This is a genomic window from Candidatus Cloacimonas acidaminovorans str. Evry, from assembly GCF_000146065.2.
In the GTDB taxonomy this organism is placed as follows: domain Bacteria; phylum Cloacimonadota; class Cloacimonadia; order Cloacimonadales; family Cloacimonadaceae; genus Cloacimonas; species Cloacimonas acidaminivorans.
In genome coordinates this window covers 1479418-1497641 of record NC_020449.1, presented here as the reverse complement: position 1 = coordinate 1497641, position 18224 = coordinate 1479418, and the positions used below count along the sequence as shown (strand labels likewise).

At 35.5% G+C, this 18224-nt stretch carries 7 protein-coding genes and 1 CRISPR repeat array (1 of these 8 running past the window's edge); of the genes, 6 read left to right on the top strand and 1 reads right to left on the bottom strand.

The genetic code is table 11. The annotated features are described in order from the left end of the window. Positions 1–11027: a CRISPR direct-repeat array (repeat unit 38 nt; unit sequence GTTTTTACTCTACAGTCCATTAAATCAAGGATTGAAAC) (it extends 1311 nt beyond the left edge of the window). 398 nt (positions 11028–11425) lie between these two features. The 3 genes from CLOAM_RS09980 (at position 11426) to CLOAM_RS06070 (ending at position 12871) form a co-directional block, all read left to right on the top strand. Next, a complete protein-coding gene (locus CLOAM_RS09980; protein ID WP_232502660.1) occupies positions 11426–11602 on the top strand; it encodes a hypothetical protein in 177 nt (58 codons plus the stop codon). 106 nt (positions 11603–11708) lie between these two features. Then, positions 11709–11963, top strand: coding sequence for a hypothetical protein (locus tag CLOAM_RS06080; protein ID WP_044279009.1), 255 nt, complete (start codon positions 11709–11711; stop codon positions 11961–11963). Between the two features lie 524 nt (positions 11964–12487). Then, positions 12488–12871 carry a hypothetical protein gene (locus CLOAM_RS06070; protein ID WP_232502659.1) on the top strand — a complete coding sequence of 128 codons (384 nt, stop codon included), beginning with the start codon at positions 12488–12490 and terminating at the stop codon, positions 12869–12871. Positions 12872–12987: 116 nt separating this feature from the next. On the opposite strand, the gene CLOAM_RS09975 is transcribed toward CLOAM_RS06070, so the two are convergent. After that, positions 12988–13518: a hypothetical protein gene (locus tag CLOAM_RS09975; protein ID WP_015424995.1), complete on the bottom strand. Its 531-nt coding sequence runs from the start codon at positions 13516–13518 to the stop codon at positions 12988–12990. A gap of 164 nt (positions 13519–13682) precedes the next feature. On the opposite strand from CLOAM_RS09975, the gene CLOAM_RS06060 reads away from it, so the two are divergent. The 3 genes from CLOAM_RS06060 to CLOAM_RS06045 all read left to right on the top strand — a co-directional run bounded on the left by CLOAM_RS06060 (position 13683) and on the right by CLOAM_RS06045 (position 18183). Then, entirely contained in the window at positions 13683–14912 is a 1230-nt protein-coding gene (locus CLOAM_RS06060; protein ID WP_015424994.1) for a T9SS type A sorting domain-containing protein, read from the top strand. A gap of 420 nt (positions 14913–15332) precedes the next feature. Continuing rightward, a complete protein-coding gene (locus tag CLOAM_RS06055; RefSeq protein ID WP_015424993.1) occupies positions 15333–16466 on the top strand; it encodes a Fic family protein in 1134 nt (377 codons plus the stop codon). 571 nt (positions 16467–17037) lie between these two features. Further along, the gene (locus tag CLOAM_RS06045; RefSeq protein WP_015424992.1) at positions 17038–18183 is read left to right on the top strand and encodes an acyl-CoA dehydrogenase family protein; all 1146 of its coding nucleotides are present in this window, start codon (positions 17038–17040) and stop codon (positions 18181–18183) included. Positions 18184–18224: the final 41 nt, after the last annotated feature.

The following is an 18224-nucleotide window of genomic DNA, read 5'->3' as shown; positions in this document are numbered from 1 at the left end:
GAACTTCTTCACACCTATCGTTTTTACTCTACAGTCCATTAAATCAAGGATTGAAACCGATAGCCTTCTCAATCGCATTTGTAAGCTTCATACGTTTTTACTCTACAGTCCATTAAATCAAGGATTGAAACATCCTCCTATAGGCGGGGATGGAATCCCCTGATTTTGTTTTTACTCTACAGTCCATTAAATCAAGGATTGAAACAATATGAAATTAAAAATGGTAAAACATTCAGACAACAGTTTTTACTCTACAGTCCATTAAATCAAGGATTGAAACTGCCTGATGAAGGAAAATAAAAATAATTCAAAAATGTTTTTACTCTACAGTCCATTAAATCAAGGATTGAAACATGAGCCAGATATACAGACAGTCCAGACAGACATTGTTTTTACTCTACAGTCCATTAAATCAAGGATTGAAACAGGGTTGCTTCGGTATAAGTATCAGCTGTCCATATGTTTTTACTCTACAGTCCATTAAATCAAGGATTGAAACTAGTTCTATAACTAAATCATAATACCCCGCTTTCTGTGTTTTTACTCTACAGTCCATTAAATCAAGGATTGAAACACAGGATGCGCAAGCTGGACAGCAGCATAGAAATAAGTTTTTACTCTACAGTCCATTAAATCAAGGATTGAAACTAATTGGATTCCATATCGGGATAACACCAATCTTGCGTTTTTACTCTACAGTCCATTAAATCAAGGATTGAAACTATTCATTAGGCAATTCTCCAATCATTTTCTTTGAGTTTTTACTCTACAGTCCATTAAATCAAGGATTGAAACACATAGAAAAGTGCAAGGAATAGAATACCCCCATAAGTTTTTACTCTACAGTCCATTAAATCAAGGATTGAAACTGAAAAAGTCAAAGAAAATGCCAATGCAACCATTATTGTTTTTACTCTACAGTCCATTAAATCAAGGATTGAAACCCAAGCTTTGTCTTGGCTATTTTTGATGATGTTATTGTTTTTACTCTACAGTCCATTAAATCAAGGATTGAAACGGTCTTGGTTTAGGTAGACAGTGATGTTATGGATAGGTTTTTACTCTACAGTCCATTAAATCAAGGATTGAAACATGACGCTATTTTCACGGACCTATTTTTCCTGTCAAGGTTTTTACTCTACAGTCCATTAAATCAAGGATTGAAACGGAAACTTACTGGCAAATAATGGAACCGGATCCGCGCGTGTTTTTACTCTACAGTCCATTAAATCAAGGATTGAAACAGAGCATCAACTAACTCCATTGAAGAAGGAACAACAAGTTTTTACTCTACAGTCCATTAAATCAAGGATTGAAACAATGATTGCGGAATTAGTGAGCTTTTGACTAATTCCGTTTTTACTCTACAGTCCATTAAATCAAGGATTGAAACATAAAATAGAGTGGAAACCTGTAAGCATACCAAACTGTTTTTACTCTACAGTCCATTAAATCAAGGATTGAAACCAACTAATAATGAATGGCGTTGCTATCTAAGAAAGGAGTTTTTACTCTACAGTCCATTAAATCAAGGATTGAAACACTGATTTCAAATCAAAGTATTTTGACATCTTTTCAGTTTTTACTCTACAGTCCATTAAATCAAGGATTGAAACACTTTCATTCTTTCGGCTAACCGAAAGAGGACTAAAGTTTTTACTCTACAGTCCATTAAATCAAGGATTGAAACATTTTTCCTCGGATTTTACCCTTACAGTCTAAAAAGTTTTTACTCTACAGTCCATTAAATCAAGGATTGAAACTAATGGCGGAAAGACCATCCACAATCAAACTCATACTGTTTTTACTCTACAGTCCATTAAATCAAGGATTGAAACACAACTTGTATTTTCCCAGAATGATTTTAGCTACAGTTTTTACTCTACAGTCCATTAAATCAAGGATTGAAACTCTAAAGCGATAGAGAAATGGATACTCGGAATAAAGGGTTTTTACTCTACAGTCCATTAAATCAAGGATTGAAACTAATGGCGGAAAGACCATCCACAATCAAACTCATACTTGTTTTTACTCTACAGTCCATTAAATCAAGGATTGAAACTATCGGGGATAACGTTTACAATCTTTCCTGTTGTCAGTTTTTACTCTACAGTCCATTAAATCAAGGATTGAAACTTACCAATACATTATTGAGAATTGTGGTTACAGGCCCGTTTTTACTCTACAGTCCATTAAATCAAGGATTGAAACTTGCTGAGCTTAACCAGAGATAATCTTTTCTTGCTGTTTTTACTCTACAGTCCATTAAATCAAGGATTGAAACACTGATTCAACTGAAGAAAGAATGAAAACAATTCAAGTTTTTACTCTACAGTCCATTAAATCAAGGATTGAAACCCCTTCTTAAGAAGGCAGTGGAGAAATGGATACTCAGTTTTTACTCTACAGTCCATTAAATCAAGGATTGAAACATAAAATAGAGTGGAAACCTGTAAGCATACCAAACTAGTTTTTACTCTACAGTCCATTAAATCAAGGATTGAAACCTCAATGAATTCAAAGACCTAATAGCTTCCTATGCAGTTTTTACTCTACAGTCCATTAAATCAAGGATTGAAACGCTTCTACAATATATTCCAATTGAGTTGCCCATAAAGTTTTTACTCTACAGTCCATTAAATCAAGGATTGAAACAAAGTTTCTGTACCCCGTTACTGGTAAGCAAACTTTGTTTTTACTCTACAGTCCATTAAATCAAGGATTGAAACTGACATCGGTTACCTCCTTAGTCCTTTTGAGGGCTAGTTTTTACTCTACAGTCCATTAAATCAAGGATTGAAACCCAATGCCAATAAGTATAACTCATAACCTATTCTTGTTTTTACTCTACAGTCCATTAAATCAAGGATTGAAACCCCATTTTCAACCATATCAGGATACCTTTTTCCTTCCAGTTTTTACTCTACAGTCCATTAAATCAAGGATTGAAACGCTTGTGTCTCAAAGAAATATTCATTAGCATTTTCTGTTTTTACTCTACAGTCCATTAAATCAAGGATTGAAACCCTCTATCAGGTTCAATGCTGGTCAACTCTCCAGTAGTTTTTACTCTACAGTCCATTAAATCAAGGATTGAAACCTATCTAAGAAAGGACAAGAATTTCGTTATCATAAGGTTTTTACTCTACAGTCCATTAAATCAAGGATTGAAACGATGTATATCTACTATATTCCTGTCTTCATCTTTCGTTTTTACTCTACAGTCCATTAAATCAAGGATTGAAACCTCCTTCTCAGGATTCCACTCCGTCTCAGGACTCTGTTTTTACTCTACAGTCCATTAAATCAAGGATTGAAACATAGCTATTACTTTGACCTCTATCTCCCGTGCAATCGTTTTTACTCTACAGTCCATTAAATCAAGGATTGAAACTTTTTTTCTGCGTCAATATCTATTCCATTGCCCGCAGTTTTTACTCTACAGTCCATTAAATCAAGGATTGAAACTATATATGCCTTTGCTTGGCCTTGGCTTGCCGCGGAGTTTTTACTCTACAGTCCATTAAATCAAGGATTGAAACTCCTTCCGTCTTCCGCTTTTTCGTGGTATCCGTAGCGTTTTTACTCTACAGTCCATTAAATCAAGGATTGAAACGCAGACCCGAATATTCTTCTTATTCGGGTCAATTTTGTTTTTACTCTACAGTCCATTAAATCAAGGATTGAAACCTTTCCCATTTTTTCGGTATATCACTACACATGGAGTTTTTACTCTACAGTCCATTAAATCAAGGATTGAAACTTACGGGACTGGTCTCATATTTCGGAAAGCGCTTAAGTTTTTACTCTACAGTCCATTAAATCAAGGATTGAAACTTTTCCGCGAACGAGAAGCAGATGGATTTACTCCAGTTTTTACTCTACAGTCCATTAAATCAAGGATTGAAACTCCGCTCCTAATAAAGCTTGAATTGTTTTCATTCTTTCTGTTTTTACTCTACAGTCCATTAAATCAAGGATTGAAACACGATCAAGTCCATTATTACCAACTCTATGGACGTGAATGTTTTTACTCTACAGTCCATTAAATCAAGGATTGAAACTAGGGAATGAGTGTCAAAATTGGGAAGGAATTCATCTGTTTTTACTCTACAGTCCATTAAATCAAGGATTGAAACATTTCGCGAATTCCATAGTCAATGTCATCGCAGAAGAGTTTTTACTCTACAGTCCATTAAATCAAGGATTGAAACACGGAAAACAGGGTGTGCAAAAATAACACAATAAAAAGTTTTTACTCTACAGTCCATTAAATCAAGGATTGAAACGAGACACCTCCCCCCGCATTGGGTGCCTTCCAGACCGTTTTTACTCTACAGTCCATTAAATCAAGGATTGAAACTTACCGGATGCAGGAGTAGTGGTATCGGTTACCGGGTTTTTACTCTACAGTCCATTAAATCAAGGATTGAAACATATATTTCCCAATTTTTTACCTTCTGTGTAACAGAGTTTTTACTCTACAGTCCATTAAATCAAGGATTGAAACGAAGGCCAAAGGCAAAGCCAAAGGCCAAGGCAAAGGTTTTTACTCTACAGTCCATTAAATCAAGGATTGAAACAGATCATTAGGATTTTTTCCTGTCATATCGAAAAGTTGTTTTTACTCTACAGTCCATTAAATCAAGGATTGAAACTGCCATTTTTCCTCCTTAATCCTCTTGGGGTCTATAGTTTTTACTCTACAGTCCATTAAATCAAGGATTGAAACATGGTAGAAATAATGGCTGGGTATTGGATTCATAAGTTTTTACTCTACAGTCCATTAAATCAAGGATTGAAACTTAAACGCTAAGAGTAAGTCCATAACAATCGTCTCTAGTTTTTACTCTACAGTCCATTAAATCAAGGATTGAAACAATAAATCTCTGCACGCATAAGAAACAGCTCTTGGTTTTTACTCTACAGTCCATTAAATCAAGGATTGAAACTCTTACTTATATATGCAAACTTTGGCTATGTTAAGGTTTTTACTCTACAGTCCATTAAATCAAGGATTGAAACCCCAAATACGCATTCAAAGCATAAATCCAAAGCATGTTTTTACTCTACAGTCCATTAAATCAAGGATTGAAACCCTTCAATAGCAAATTTGAAAATAATATCAATGAATGTTTTTACTCTACAGTCCATTAAATCAAGGATTGAAACAAAAAAGGAGAAAAAAGAAATGGCAGTTAAAAAATGGTTTTTACTCTACAGTCCATTAAATCAAGGATTGAAACCCAAGAATGAAGTTGCTTTGGCTATATCGAAAGAATGTTTTTACTCTACAGTCCATTAAATCAAGGATTGAAACCCTCTCCCGTTAATTGGTCCCTCCTGGACGGGTATGTTTTTACTCTACAGTCCATTAAATCAAGGATTGAAACATGGAAATGCTTATATAGACGAACAAAAATGCAATGTTTTTACTCTACAGTCCATTAAATCAAGGATTGAAACTAGTAATCTGCTCCTTTTCTAATTCCCAGGGACTGTGTTTTTACTCTACAGTCCATTAAATCAAGGATTGAAACAAGAGATAACTGGTATATGAATTTTATAGATTGCAGTTTTTACTCTACAGTCCATTAAATCAAGGATTGAAACGATTTCCTGAAACAAAATCTACAAGGGCATCCAACGGTTTTTACTCTACAGTCCATTAAATCAAGGATTGAAACACGAAAAAAAGGGGTGTGGGAGAATGGCATCATAAAGTTTTTACTCTACAGTCCATTAAATCAAGGATTGAAACGCAGAGCCAAATATTACTCTTACTCGGTTCAGCTTGTTTTTACTCTACAGTCCATTAAATCAAGGATTGAAACTTTTTTTCCATTCCTATAATATATAAGGCAAAAAAAAGTTTTTACTCTACAGTCCATTAAATCAAGGATTGAAACACAATAAAGATGTAATGGCAAAGTCATCTATTTTTAGTTTTTACTCTACAGTCCATTAAATCAAGGATTGAAACGGTATATCATCCCCTGGTATTCCTTCTTTATATTTATGTTTTTACTCTACAGTCCATTAAATCAAGGATTGAAACATTTTCCAGTCCATTCATAAATAAGCTGTGCTTCTTGTTTTTACTCTACAGTCCATTAAATCAAGGATTGAAACTTGAAAAGTTTTCCGGAATCAGAAATTGTTTTGTTTTCGTTTTTACTCTACAGTCCATTAAATCAAGGATTGAAACATAATCTACTCGCAATAAAAAATTCCAAACAATTACGTTTTTACTCTACAGTCCATTAAATCAAGGATTGAAACCGAGCCATAATTCCGTATCCTCATCCAGTTCCTTAAGTTTTTACTCTACAGTCCATTAAATCAAGGATTGAAACTCATAAATAAATTAGTGAATGCATAGGTTTGTATATGTTTTTACTCTACAGTCCATTAAATCAAGGATTGAAACACGGAAAAAGGGGGTCCGTGAAAATAGAATCATAAAGTTTTTACTCTACAGTCCATTAAATCAAGGATTGAAACTCAAGGATAATGGTTTTACCGTTGAGTGGTCATTCATGTTTTTACTCTACAGTCCATTAAATCAAGGATTGAAACTCTCCTTTTGCCTCGCTTTCCGCGCGGCTGTTTTTGAGTTTTTACTCTACAGTCCATTAAATCAAGGATTGAAACCTTCTTCCGTGGTAACCATTCTTTTTTCACTGTTCGTTTTTACTCTACAGTCCATTAAATCAAGGATTGAAACTGGAAAACGCTTAAGACAATCATTGCAACGGGAAAAAGTTTTTACTCTACAGTCCATTAAATCAAGGATTGAAACCTGGGCACGTGATGGCTGGGCATTCCCGGCCTTCGTGTTTTTACTCTACAGTCCATTAAATCAAGGATTGAAACTCACAGCGCATCGGATTCCAAGGAAAATAGGAAACGTTTTTACTCTACAGTCCATTAAATCAAGGATTGAAACTAGTATTTCTTTACCGCCATAACTGATTACTAATACTGTTTTTACTCTACAGTCCATTAAATCAAGGATTGAAACGCCTTTCGCGAATGATTTCCTGAATCTCCTGCGTCTTGTTTTTACTCTACAGTCCATTAAATCAAGGATTGAAACCCGTCCTCCAGTATATCCATTGCCTTCATTACCAAATGTTTTTACTCTACAGTCCATTAAATCAAGGATTGAAACTTCACGATGGGTCAGAAGAAGTAAAAAATTTATTCCGTTTTTACTCTACAGTCCATTAAATCAAGGATTGAAACTTGTTATCTCTGGAAGCAAACTCTCATCAATTTCATTGTTTTTACTCTACAGTCCATTAAATCAAGGATTGAAACACGGAAAACAGGGTGTGCAAAAATAACACAATAAAAAGTTTTTACTCTACAGTCCATTAAATCAAGGATTGAAACATTTATCCCCGCATTTATCATTTTAGTAAGAATGAGTTTTTACTCTACAGTCCATTAAATCAAGGATTGAAACGAGACATCCCCCCCCGCATTGCGGTGCCTTCCAGAGGTTTTTACTCTACAGTCCATTAAATCAAGGATTGAAACATACACCTTCCAATTCTGCGCTTTTTCGGTAGCAGAGTTTTTACTCTACAGTCCATTAAATCAAGGATTGAAACTACCTAACCATTGCTGATTCATAAGGATCAGACGGTGTTTTTACTCTACAGTCCATTAAATCAAGGATTGAAACGAGACACCCCCCCCACCTTGCGGTGCCTTCCAGACGTTTTTACTCTACAGTCCATTAAATCAAGGATTGAAACCCCCACAAAAAATTAACGAGTCAACCTCTGAATGAGATTGTTTTTACTCTACAGTCCATTAAATCAAGGATTGAAACTATTCTTCCAATGACGAGGTGAACAAGAGACAACTCTGTTTTTACTCTACAGTCCATTAAATCAAGGATTGAAACGTAAGTAAGACACCCAAACTATCCATTTGTGGACTTGGTTTTTACTCTACAGTCCATTAAATCAAGGATTGAAACACGATAATCTATTGTACAGTAATTACCAGTAGTTAGTTTTTACTCTACAGTCCATTAAATCAAGGATTGAAACACCTTCACATCTCATTGAGACCGCTGGGAAAATCCGTTTTTACTCTACAGTCCATTAAATCAAGGATTGAAACACAACCCACAAGTCATCAATAATAATGCACGTAAAAGTTTTTACTCTACAGTCCATTAAATCAAGGATTGAAACCTTGACAGAAAAAGGGAGTGTGGAAAAAATAACATTGTTTTTACTCTACAGTCCATTAAATCAAGGATTGAAACTAACTTTTCCCTCCCCAGCAACGATCGCTGGGAAGATGTTTTTACTCTACAGTCCATTAAATCAAGGATTGAAACCATTAGTGGTAAACTGTGCGAAGGCGTATATATGGTGTTTTTACTCTACAGTCCATTAAATCAAGGATTGAAACATAATGTAACCTGGAATCATATTACACAACACTATGGTTTTTACTCTACAGTCCATTAAATCAAGGATTGAAACGAGGAAATTTTGGAAATTGTGGATAACACAAATCAAGTTTTTACTCTACAGTCCATTAAATCAAGGATTGAAACAATCTTGAGCTGACCCGAATATCACTCTTACTCGGTGTTTTTACTCTACAGTCCATTAAATCAAGGATTGAAACACAATGTTAGCGAAGACTATAAATATGAACTTACAATAGTTTTACTCTACAGTCCATTAAATCAAGGATTGAAACCAACTTACAGCAAAAATTCTTGCAAAAAGTTTCAGTGTTTTTACTCTACAGTCCATTAAATCAAGGATTGAAACCAACTTACAGCAAAAATTCTTGCAAAAAGTTTCAGTGTTTTTACTCTACAGTCCATTAAATCAAGGATTGAAACTATGAATGGACGGGTATTTCCGGTGGGAGAGGCGGGTTTTTACTCTACAGTCCATTAAATCAAGGATTGAAACTGAGCCCAATGTGAAGGATTTGCAAGGCGATTGGGGTTTTTACTCTACAGTCCATTAAATCAAGGATTGAAACGTCCTCTCTCGCGAAAACGCGAGAACGAAAGTCAGCGTTTTTACTCTACAGTCCATTAAATCAAGGATTGAAACTGAATCTACAGACCGCTGGGAAACCCAGCGGTCTTTGTTTTTACTCTACAGTCCATTAAATCAAGGATTGAAACAATGGTTGACTACATCATAGTGAAGGAAGAACCGGTTTTTACTCTACAGTCCATTAAATCAAGGATTGAAACTCCCAGCCGGCTCTTTTAACCAATGACCACAAATAGTTTTTACTCTACAGTCCATTAAATCAAGGATTGAAACCCGGGCAAATAAGTAGGGTGAAAGTTCATTGTGAATAGTTTTTACTCTACAGTCCATTAAATCAAGGATTGAAACAGAATTGCATCGGATGGGAGGTGAGGGATAATGAGGGTTTTTACTCTACAGTCCATTAAATCAAGGATTGAAACTCTAAAGCAATTGAAAAATGGATACTCGACCTTCCATGTTTTTACTCTACAGTCCATTAAATCAAGGATTGAAACCCACGGAAGAAGCTGATGGGATAGCCATAAGAAGTGGTTTTTACTCTACAGTCCATTAAATCAAGGATTGAAACTACCATCAGAATTAAGGGATGCGAGAAAGACCTTTTTGTTTTTACTCTACAGTCCATTAAATCAAGGATTGAAACATGCCAAGGCAACTGCTGTGTTCCGTGGTGAATTGCGTTTTTACTCTACAGTCCATTAAATCAAGGATTGAAACATCATGATACTACTGTCTTTACCCCTGCTGCCTATGTGTTTTTACTCTACAGTCCATTAAATCAAGGATTGAAACTTATCCTCTGATTTGCTTATATCTATTTTTCTCTTCCGTTTTTACTCTACAGTCCATTAAATCAAGGATTGAAACCTTCTAATAATTATGATTCCCTAATTGAGAGTTTAAGTTTTTACTCTACAGTCCATTAAATCAAGGATTGAAACTTATTAACCTTCTCATTTATCCTCCAATTCTATTGTGTTTTTACTCTACAGTCCATTAAATCAAGGATTGAAACCTTCTATTCATATTCATTATCCGATTTTTTGTCTGCGTTTTTACTCTACAGTCCATTAAATCAAGGATTGAAACGTCTGCTATCGTGCGGGTCTACAACCTGAATTATATAGTTTTTACTCTACAGTCCATTAAATCAAGGATTGAAACAAAAATTTATTGCCGCAAATGTGATACCGGATTTGGGTTTTTACTCTACAGTCCATTAAATCAAGGATTGAAACGCGATATTGGAATACGCTATCAAGTAGCAGGGGCAAGGTTTTTACTCTACAGTCCATTAAATCAAGGATTGAAACCGCTCTCTAGAGCAGGAGTGAACATTTCTCCTATTGTTTTTACTCTACAGTCCATTAAATCAAGGATTGAAACTAAAAGACTTTAATTTTTACACAACTTAAAATTCCTGTTTTTACTCTACAGTCCATTAAATCAAGGATTGAAACCTGTTATGCGTGCATAAAGACCTGTATCTTTGTTCTGTTTTTACTCTACAGTCCATTAAATCAAGGATTGAAACATAAATTCAAAGATATAGCAGCTTTGACGCCCTTCAGTTTTTACTCTACAGTCCATTAAATCAAGGATTGAAACTCCTTATTCTCGGTTTGCGAAATCGGGAAATAAGGGTTTTTACTCTACAGTCCATTAAATCAAGGATTGAAACTTTGCAATTCATTCTTACTAAAATGATAAATGCGGGGTTTTTACTCTACAGTCCATTAAATCAAGGATTGAAACCTATACATCAATAAATAACGACTTATTACACCACAACGTTTTTACTCTACAGTCCATTAAATCAAGGATTGAAACCAAGAGCAAATACGAAGAGGTATCTGCTCTCAGCAGTTTTTACTCTACAGTCCATTAAATCAAGGATTGAAACGATGATTACTGGCTGGGCAACTTGGTTAAGCGAGAGGTTTTTACTCTACAGTCCATTAAATCAAGGATTGAAACAAGATTTAGGCACTATTATCCTGATGATATAGGAACGGAAGAAGATAAAGATGCGGCTAAAGTAGCCAATGCAGTAATCCTTTTCTTGAAAGTGTTAGAGCTGAATAGAAATACAGGATTCATTATCACCACGAATCTGAATTCAGAAGAACTGAGAAATAGATACGGTGACTGCCTGTTTGACCGCATTATAGGTCAATTAACGATACTTTACTTGAATCCGCATTCTTATAGAAAAAGTCACGCAGAGATAGTGAAATGAAAAAAAAAATAAGAAACCAGAAAAGGCATTTGAAGAGGAATTCGCGTGGCGTGCGAAAATAAAGAAATGCCTTTATGTGAAAATACCCGACCCGATAATGACTGGGAAAAGATTGCGGCTGATTAAAGAAAGAGGGGTGTCTGATGAATTAAGACGCTCCTTTGATGGTATTCTGGTGAAAAATTCTGGTAACTACTGTTTAGAATTCAAGTTCGGCTACAATAAACTTTCCGAACACCAAGAGGATTACCGGAAGAAAATAAACGGAATAAATAAGTCATTCTATATCGTGCGAAAAATTACCAGAAAATGATTGAAATGAATACTAGGTAATACGATATACAAATTGATTACACCGGATAATAAAGTCATACAAAATTATAACTTAGAAGTCATCATTGATTACATAGGAGGTAACAATGAATAATGAAAAAGATAGACTTATATGCTCATTGGGCAAAGAATACAACGAATCACGACTGGTAGGACAAATGATGGAGGCATACAGGATACGGCAGTGCTATACCTGCTATAGAAACTATAATCATTGCAATTATTATAATGATGCAATTGACACGGTTTCTGCCGATGTGCATAAAGGAAAAAAGGAATTACCCGACCCGTGTCCGAAATATGAAAACAAATTCACCCGAGAAAAAAGGAAAAAAAAATGAAAAAGCAGCAATCTTATCTATCATTGAATGTATCCTTCTAGCAATCTTTCTCTTATCTGCGATTGCTATTATTATTCTATTACTTCAGTTGTTCATTAAAAAAATAGATAATGCTTCCTATGTTGCATTATTCGCTGCCTTGGAAACATTCTCCATCGGTGGCTTAATTGCGATAGAATTTTCACCCTACATTCCATTAAAACAAGGATTGAAACCGTAGACAACAAAGGCAAATAAGCCAATAGTAGATAATTATTATCCTACCTTCCATTACTAAAGTGAATATCTCCACAACTGACAAGATTGGGGTAAAGATTGGGCGGTTGAAAGAGAAATATGGTTCTACAGCAGCTAACTATGAAATTCAACTCCAGCCAAGCAATTCTGCTCCTCCGAGGATAGAATCTCTCATAATAACTGATCGGCATCAGAAATCCTGCAAAGCTGAGTTTCCAGGTTGATATGTAATTGAAACCAACCATACAGATTTCAGTGCTGAAGAAATCTGGAAATTTTATATGAATATGAGTGAAGTTGAAGCTGCCTTCAGAAGTATGAAAACCGAAATAGGAACAAGACCTATTTATCATCAGAAAGATGGTCGGATAAAGGTACATCTGTTCTATTCCGTTTTAGCGTACGCTATTCTGAAAAGTATAACTTATAAACTGGCACTTGAAGATGTTCATATTAGCTGGAAAAGCATCAAACAAATCCTGCAAACCTATATGTGTTCTGATACAATATTCAATACTACAGATGTTTATAGAGTTAGAAACAAACAAACAACCCAACCTGAGGCAAAAGCGAAGAAAATCTATTCCCTTTTGAATATCAAGGTTTCCAAAAATACGGTATCACAAAAATATAGATTGAAGTATGCAAAAAAAATAATTTGTCTTATTTAACAATACTTTAGCTTGATAATTGCGAAACTTGGGCTAACATCTGTCGGGGCTGTCCCGAAACTAAAAGTTAGTTTTGAGACAGTAAATATAAGCCATTTTAAGGAACAATCTCCTCTTTAGGATACATCTTTGTATACCTGAAAATGGCAAAAAATGGACTTTTGGGAGGTTGTGAGACAGCCCCTCTTTGTCGGAAAAAGAGATAATGACTTTTCTGCTTTCTTATCACCGGGTTGAAACCCGTTGTTAATATCTGTCGTTCCTATAAAACTCATTTCATTTTGTTGTTTTATTGGTAGCAAAAGAATGTGGTTTAAGCCACTCTTTAAATTCTTATGATTCCGGGGGAACCGAGTGAGAGAAACAAATTCATCAAATTCGTATATTTCTTTAATTGTGCTATCTGAAAGCAGATTATGTTCATAAGCTTGTTGGAGAAAAGGATCACGACAATCAAGAGCATCATCTGGCTCAAATGCTGAGGCATTATAGTTACCTGAAATATTATCTTTCATAATGTTATAAAAGCTTATGGCTTTAATATCTTCAATTATGGGCATCAGTTCATCTACGGGTATTATTTTGTCCTTATGATCAATTTTTCCCTTGCCTTGCCCAAAATAATCACTTCTATCTGCTAATATCATATATCTATTGGCATTTTGTTAAGGAAGCATATTATAATTGCTGTTGTAAAGTAAAATTGCCCAGAAGCATATTGGGATTTGACACAAAAGAGGATTTTTTAATAATGGCTCCAAGGTTACCGTATTCTTTCGGGAAGACCTGTTATTTTTAACTGAATGAGGATATGATGAAAAAGTTCTTTTTACTTCTTCTGCTTCCAGTAATCTGTATAGCGTTTCTGCAGGCGGATTATATTTATGTGGTAAATTCCGAATCCCGCACTTTAAGCAGAATTGACATGGAAACAGGAACGGTGAATAATAGTTTTACGCAATTAGGTTTAACTCCGAATATGCTGAAAGTAAATAGTGATTATATTTATGTAGTTCTTTCCGGGGCAAACAGCATTCAGATGATAGATAGAAATAGTGGAACAACTATCCGTAATATTTTTATTGCCTCCAGTTCCAATCCCTGGGATGTAGTAGAAGATAGTGGTTATCTTTATGTAAGCGGAATGTTTACTAATAAGGTCTATAAAATCAGTCAAGAAAGCTGGTCAGTTGTAGATCAAATTACAGTTGGCACAGCCCCGGAAGGTTTAGGGGTCTGTAACGGAAAATTATATGTATGTAATACAGGTGGTTATGCCAGCGGTTATGCTAATAGCAGTGTCTCTGTGATTGATTTGGATTCTTTTAGCGTGATAAAAACCATTCCTGTGTGGACTAACCCTCAGGATATAGCTGTTTTTGGTTCACAATTGCATATAGTATGCACCGGTAATTGGAGTTCCATTTCTGGAGCTGTGGATATTATTGATACGATTACAGATGAACGCATAGACCGTCTTTTAATTGGAGGCAACCCTTGGAGTGTGTGGATTAGCCCACAAGGTTTTGCCTATTTGGGAGAGGGATATAACAGCGGAGTATATTCTTATAATGCCTCAACCCTGGAAATTATGCATAACAGCAGTAATCCTTTAACTCCGGGAGGGATAATGATCAGCGGTTCAACTGATTGTATTGCTGTTCTTTATGCTCCCTATAGTCAAAACGGAACTGTATATTTAAGGAGTAATAACTGGCAACCGATTACTCAGTGGACGGTTGCATTAATCCCAACCGATATTTGTTATTTTAGCTATGAAACCCCTGTTTCCGATGAAGAATTGCCTTTGCCTCAAATAACTATCTATCCTAATCCAGTTAATAAAGATGGTATTCTCAATTTCAAGGCGGATAATGCTTTTTACGGAGAACTAAAGATTTATAATCTAAAGGGACAAAAAGTGTTACAATTGCCTGTGCAAAAGGGAGAAGCAAGCATAGACCTTAGGGGAAAAGGAATGGGAAGCGGGTTATATTTTTACCACAGCGGAAAGGCGCAAGGGAAGATAATAGTAAAATAGAGAAGGTAAGCAGATTTTTTTTACACCGAGAGCACCGAGAGAATTATTACACAAAGAGAAAAAGAGAGAAAGAGAAAAGAGGAGAATTTTACAAAGAGGAAAAGAGAAAAGATTTTTTACACCGAATGCACTGAGAACACTGAGAACACCGAGATTTATTGATAATTCTCAATTCTCAATTTTTTCATTCTTCATTTTGGTCGTTACGAGTCCTCAGTGCCAAATAAATTCGTGGCTAGTATATAAGTTATTTCGGCAGTGACGGCTCCTGACTCACATTTCTTCCTTTTTCATTCTTCATTCTGATTTCGGTGTAAAAAATAAATCTTTTTTGCCATCGCATAAAGTTCTTGACTTAAATATGCGTAATTATAGGAAGGAAAGAGTAATTAACTAAAAGAAACAGGCAGGTTTAATGAGATGAAATTTGAAGAATTCAAATCCGGAACTTATAAAAATCAATTTCAATATAAGAGTTTTTTACCAAGTAAAATAAACCATCAATGGACTTGGGATGATCCCAGGATTAATCTTTTACTGGAAAAAGCAGCACAGACATTGGGTGAATTAAATGCTTTTTCCCGAATTGTTCCTAATGTGGACTTATTTATTCGGATGCATATTTTGAAAGAAGCAAATACTTCCAGTCGGATTGAAGGCACTAAAACCGATATTGAAGATGTGGTCTTAGATGAGAGTTCAGTTTTTCCTGAAAAACGGGATGATTGGCAGGAAGTGCAAAATTATGTTCAGGCAATGAACGAAGCCATAAAACAGTTAGAAAACTTACCACTTTCTTTGCGTTTAATTAGAAATACACATCGGATATTGATGACTAATGTCCGAGGAAAACATAAAACCCCGGGTGAGTTTCGCACAAGTCAGAATTGGATTGGTGGCTCATCTTTAGCTGATGCAGCTTTTATACCTCCTCATAAAGATGATATGTCTGATTTACTTGATGATTTTGAACATTTTCTTTATAATGACAGAATTGTTGTTCCGCATTTAATTCGTTGTGCTATAGCTCACTATCAGTTTGAAACCATACATCCTTTTCAAGATGGAAATGGACGTATTGGACGTCTACTGATAACATTGTATCTGGTTAGTAATCATCTTTTAATTAAACCGACTTTATATCTTTCCGATTTTTTTGAAAGACATCGGGGAGCTTATTACGATTCACTAACCAGAGTTAGGGACTCCAATGATTTAGGACAGTGGGTGCGTTTTTTTCTGGAAGCGGTTATGGAAACAGCGGAAAAAGGAAAAACGACTTTTGCCCAAATTCTAAATTTACATACCAATATTGAAAGTGAACTTATGAATCTTGGTAAAAAAACCGATAACGCCAGAAAATTATTGAAGCATTTATATCAGTCACCTGTAGTTAGTGTTAAGCAAGTGGAATCAATTTTGGGCGTTAAATACTACTCTGCCAATGAATTAATAAAAACCCTTGTAGAGATAAATATTTTGGAGGAAACAACAGGATACAGCAGAAATAGGGTGTTTATGTTTAAAAGATATATTGATGTTTTTAAGGAATAAAGCAAGATATGGAATTTTATATTTTGGTTTTAGGGGGTAAAATCCCAATATAGAATTTTATATTTTGGGTTTGGGGAGTAAAAACAAAATATGGATTTCCTTGTTGTGTGTTTTGAGATATATAGATTTTTTTTACACCGAGAGCACCGAGAGAATTATTACACAAAGAGAAAAAGAGAGAAAGAGAAAAAAGGAGAATTTTACAAAGAGAGAAAGAGAAAAGAGAGAAGATTTTTTACACTGAGAACACTGATGATACCGAGATTTATTGATAATTCTCAATTTTTTCATTTTTCATTCTGGTCGTCACGAGTCCTCACTGCCAAATAAATTCGTGGGTAGTATATAAGTTATTTCGGCAGTGACGGTTCCTGACTCACATTTTTTCATTTCCGCAAAGTACCTATAGCTTGCCTACATTTCACTCATCCTCAACCCAACCTTTACGATGGGTTGAGGATGGGTGGATGATGAGCTGTAATTAAGGAAGGAAAAAATAGATTGACAGTTTTAGGGAATTTTTGCCTAATGCTAAAATATATAACCCATAAAATAATATAGGAGTTACATAATGGACTACTTTTTAACTGAAGAACAATTGGAAATGCAAGAAATAGCACGGCGGATTGCAGAGGAAAAAATTAGACCTGTTTCCGAAAAATACGATGAAGAGGGCATTTTCCCTTGGGACATCGTAGAAGTGATGAAACAAAGCGATCTTTTTGCTATTTTAGTTCCGGAAGAATATGGCGGAATTAGTGGCAAAGTTGCTGATTTAGCAGTTGTTACAGAAGAGCTTTGTGCAGTGGATGTCGGTATTTCCTTAGCATTTGGAGCAACCGGTTTAGGGATGTATCCTATTTTAATTGCGGGAAGTGAAGAGCAGAAACAAAAATATCTGGCACAAATTGCAGCCGGAGAACAACTTGCTGCTTTTGCTTTAACAGAGGCAAATGCAGGTAGTGATGCGGGTGCAATTGAAACTACTGCCCAAAAGGAAGGCGATTATTATCTTTTAAATGGCACAAAACAGTGGATAACTAATGGGGGAGAAGCAGGAATTTACTGTGTTTTTGCAATGACGGATAAAACCAAAGGAGCGCGTGGTTGTTCCTGTTTTTTAGTGGAAAAAGGCACTCCCGGTTTTAATTTTGGTAAAAAAGAAAACAAAATGGGTATTCGTGCCTCCGCTACAAGAGAGCTAATTTTTGAGGATTGTAAAGTTCCGGCAGAAAATTTGATTGGGCGTGAAGGGACTGGTTTTATTACTGCAATGAAGGTTTTTGATAAATCGCGTCCAATGGTTGGAGCTCAATCTGTAGGAGTTGCTCGCGGTGCATTTGAAGTAGCAATAAAATATTCCAGGGAAAGACAGCAGTTTGGAAAACCGATTTCCAGCTTTCAAGGTATTCAATTTATGCTGGCAGATATGGCAACCCAAATTGAAGCAGCAAGGGCTTTAGTGATGCAAACGGCGAGAATGATTGATAGTGGAGCCAAAAACTACTCCAAAGAAAGTGCAATGTGTAAATATTTTGCTTCCGATGTAGCAATGAAGGTTACTACCGATGCAGTGCAAATTTTAGGCGGTTATGGTTATATGAAAGAATATCCGGTGGAAAAAATGATGCGCGATGCCAAAATTTTGCAAATATATGAAGGCACTAATCAAATTCAGAGAAATATAGTTGCTGCCAATTTGCTGAAAGAGTATTAACAGAGAGGGAACATCCGATTTTCTGCAGATATTGGTGATTA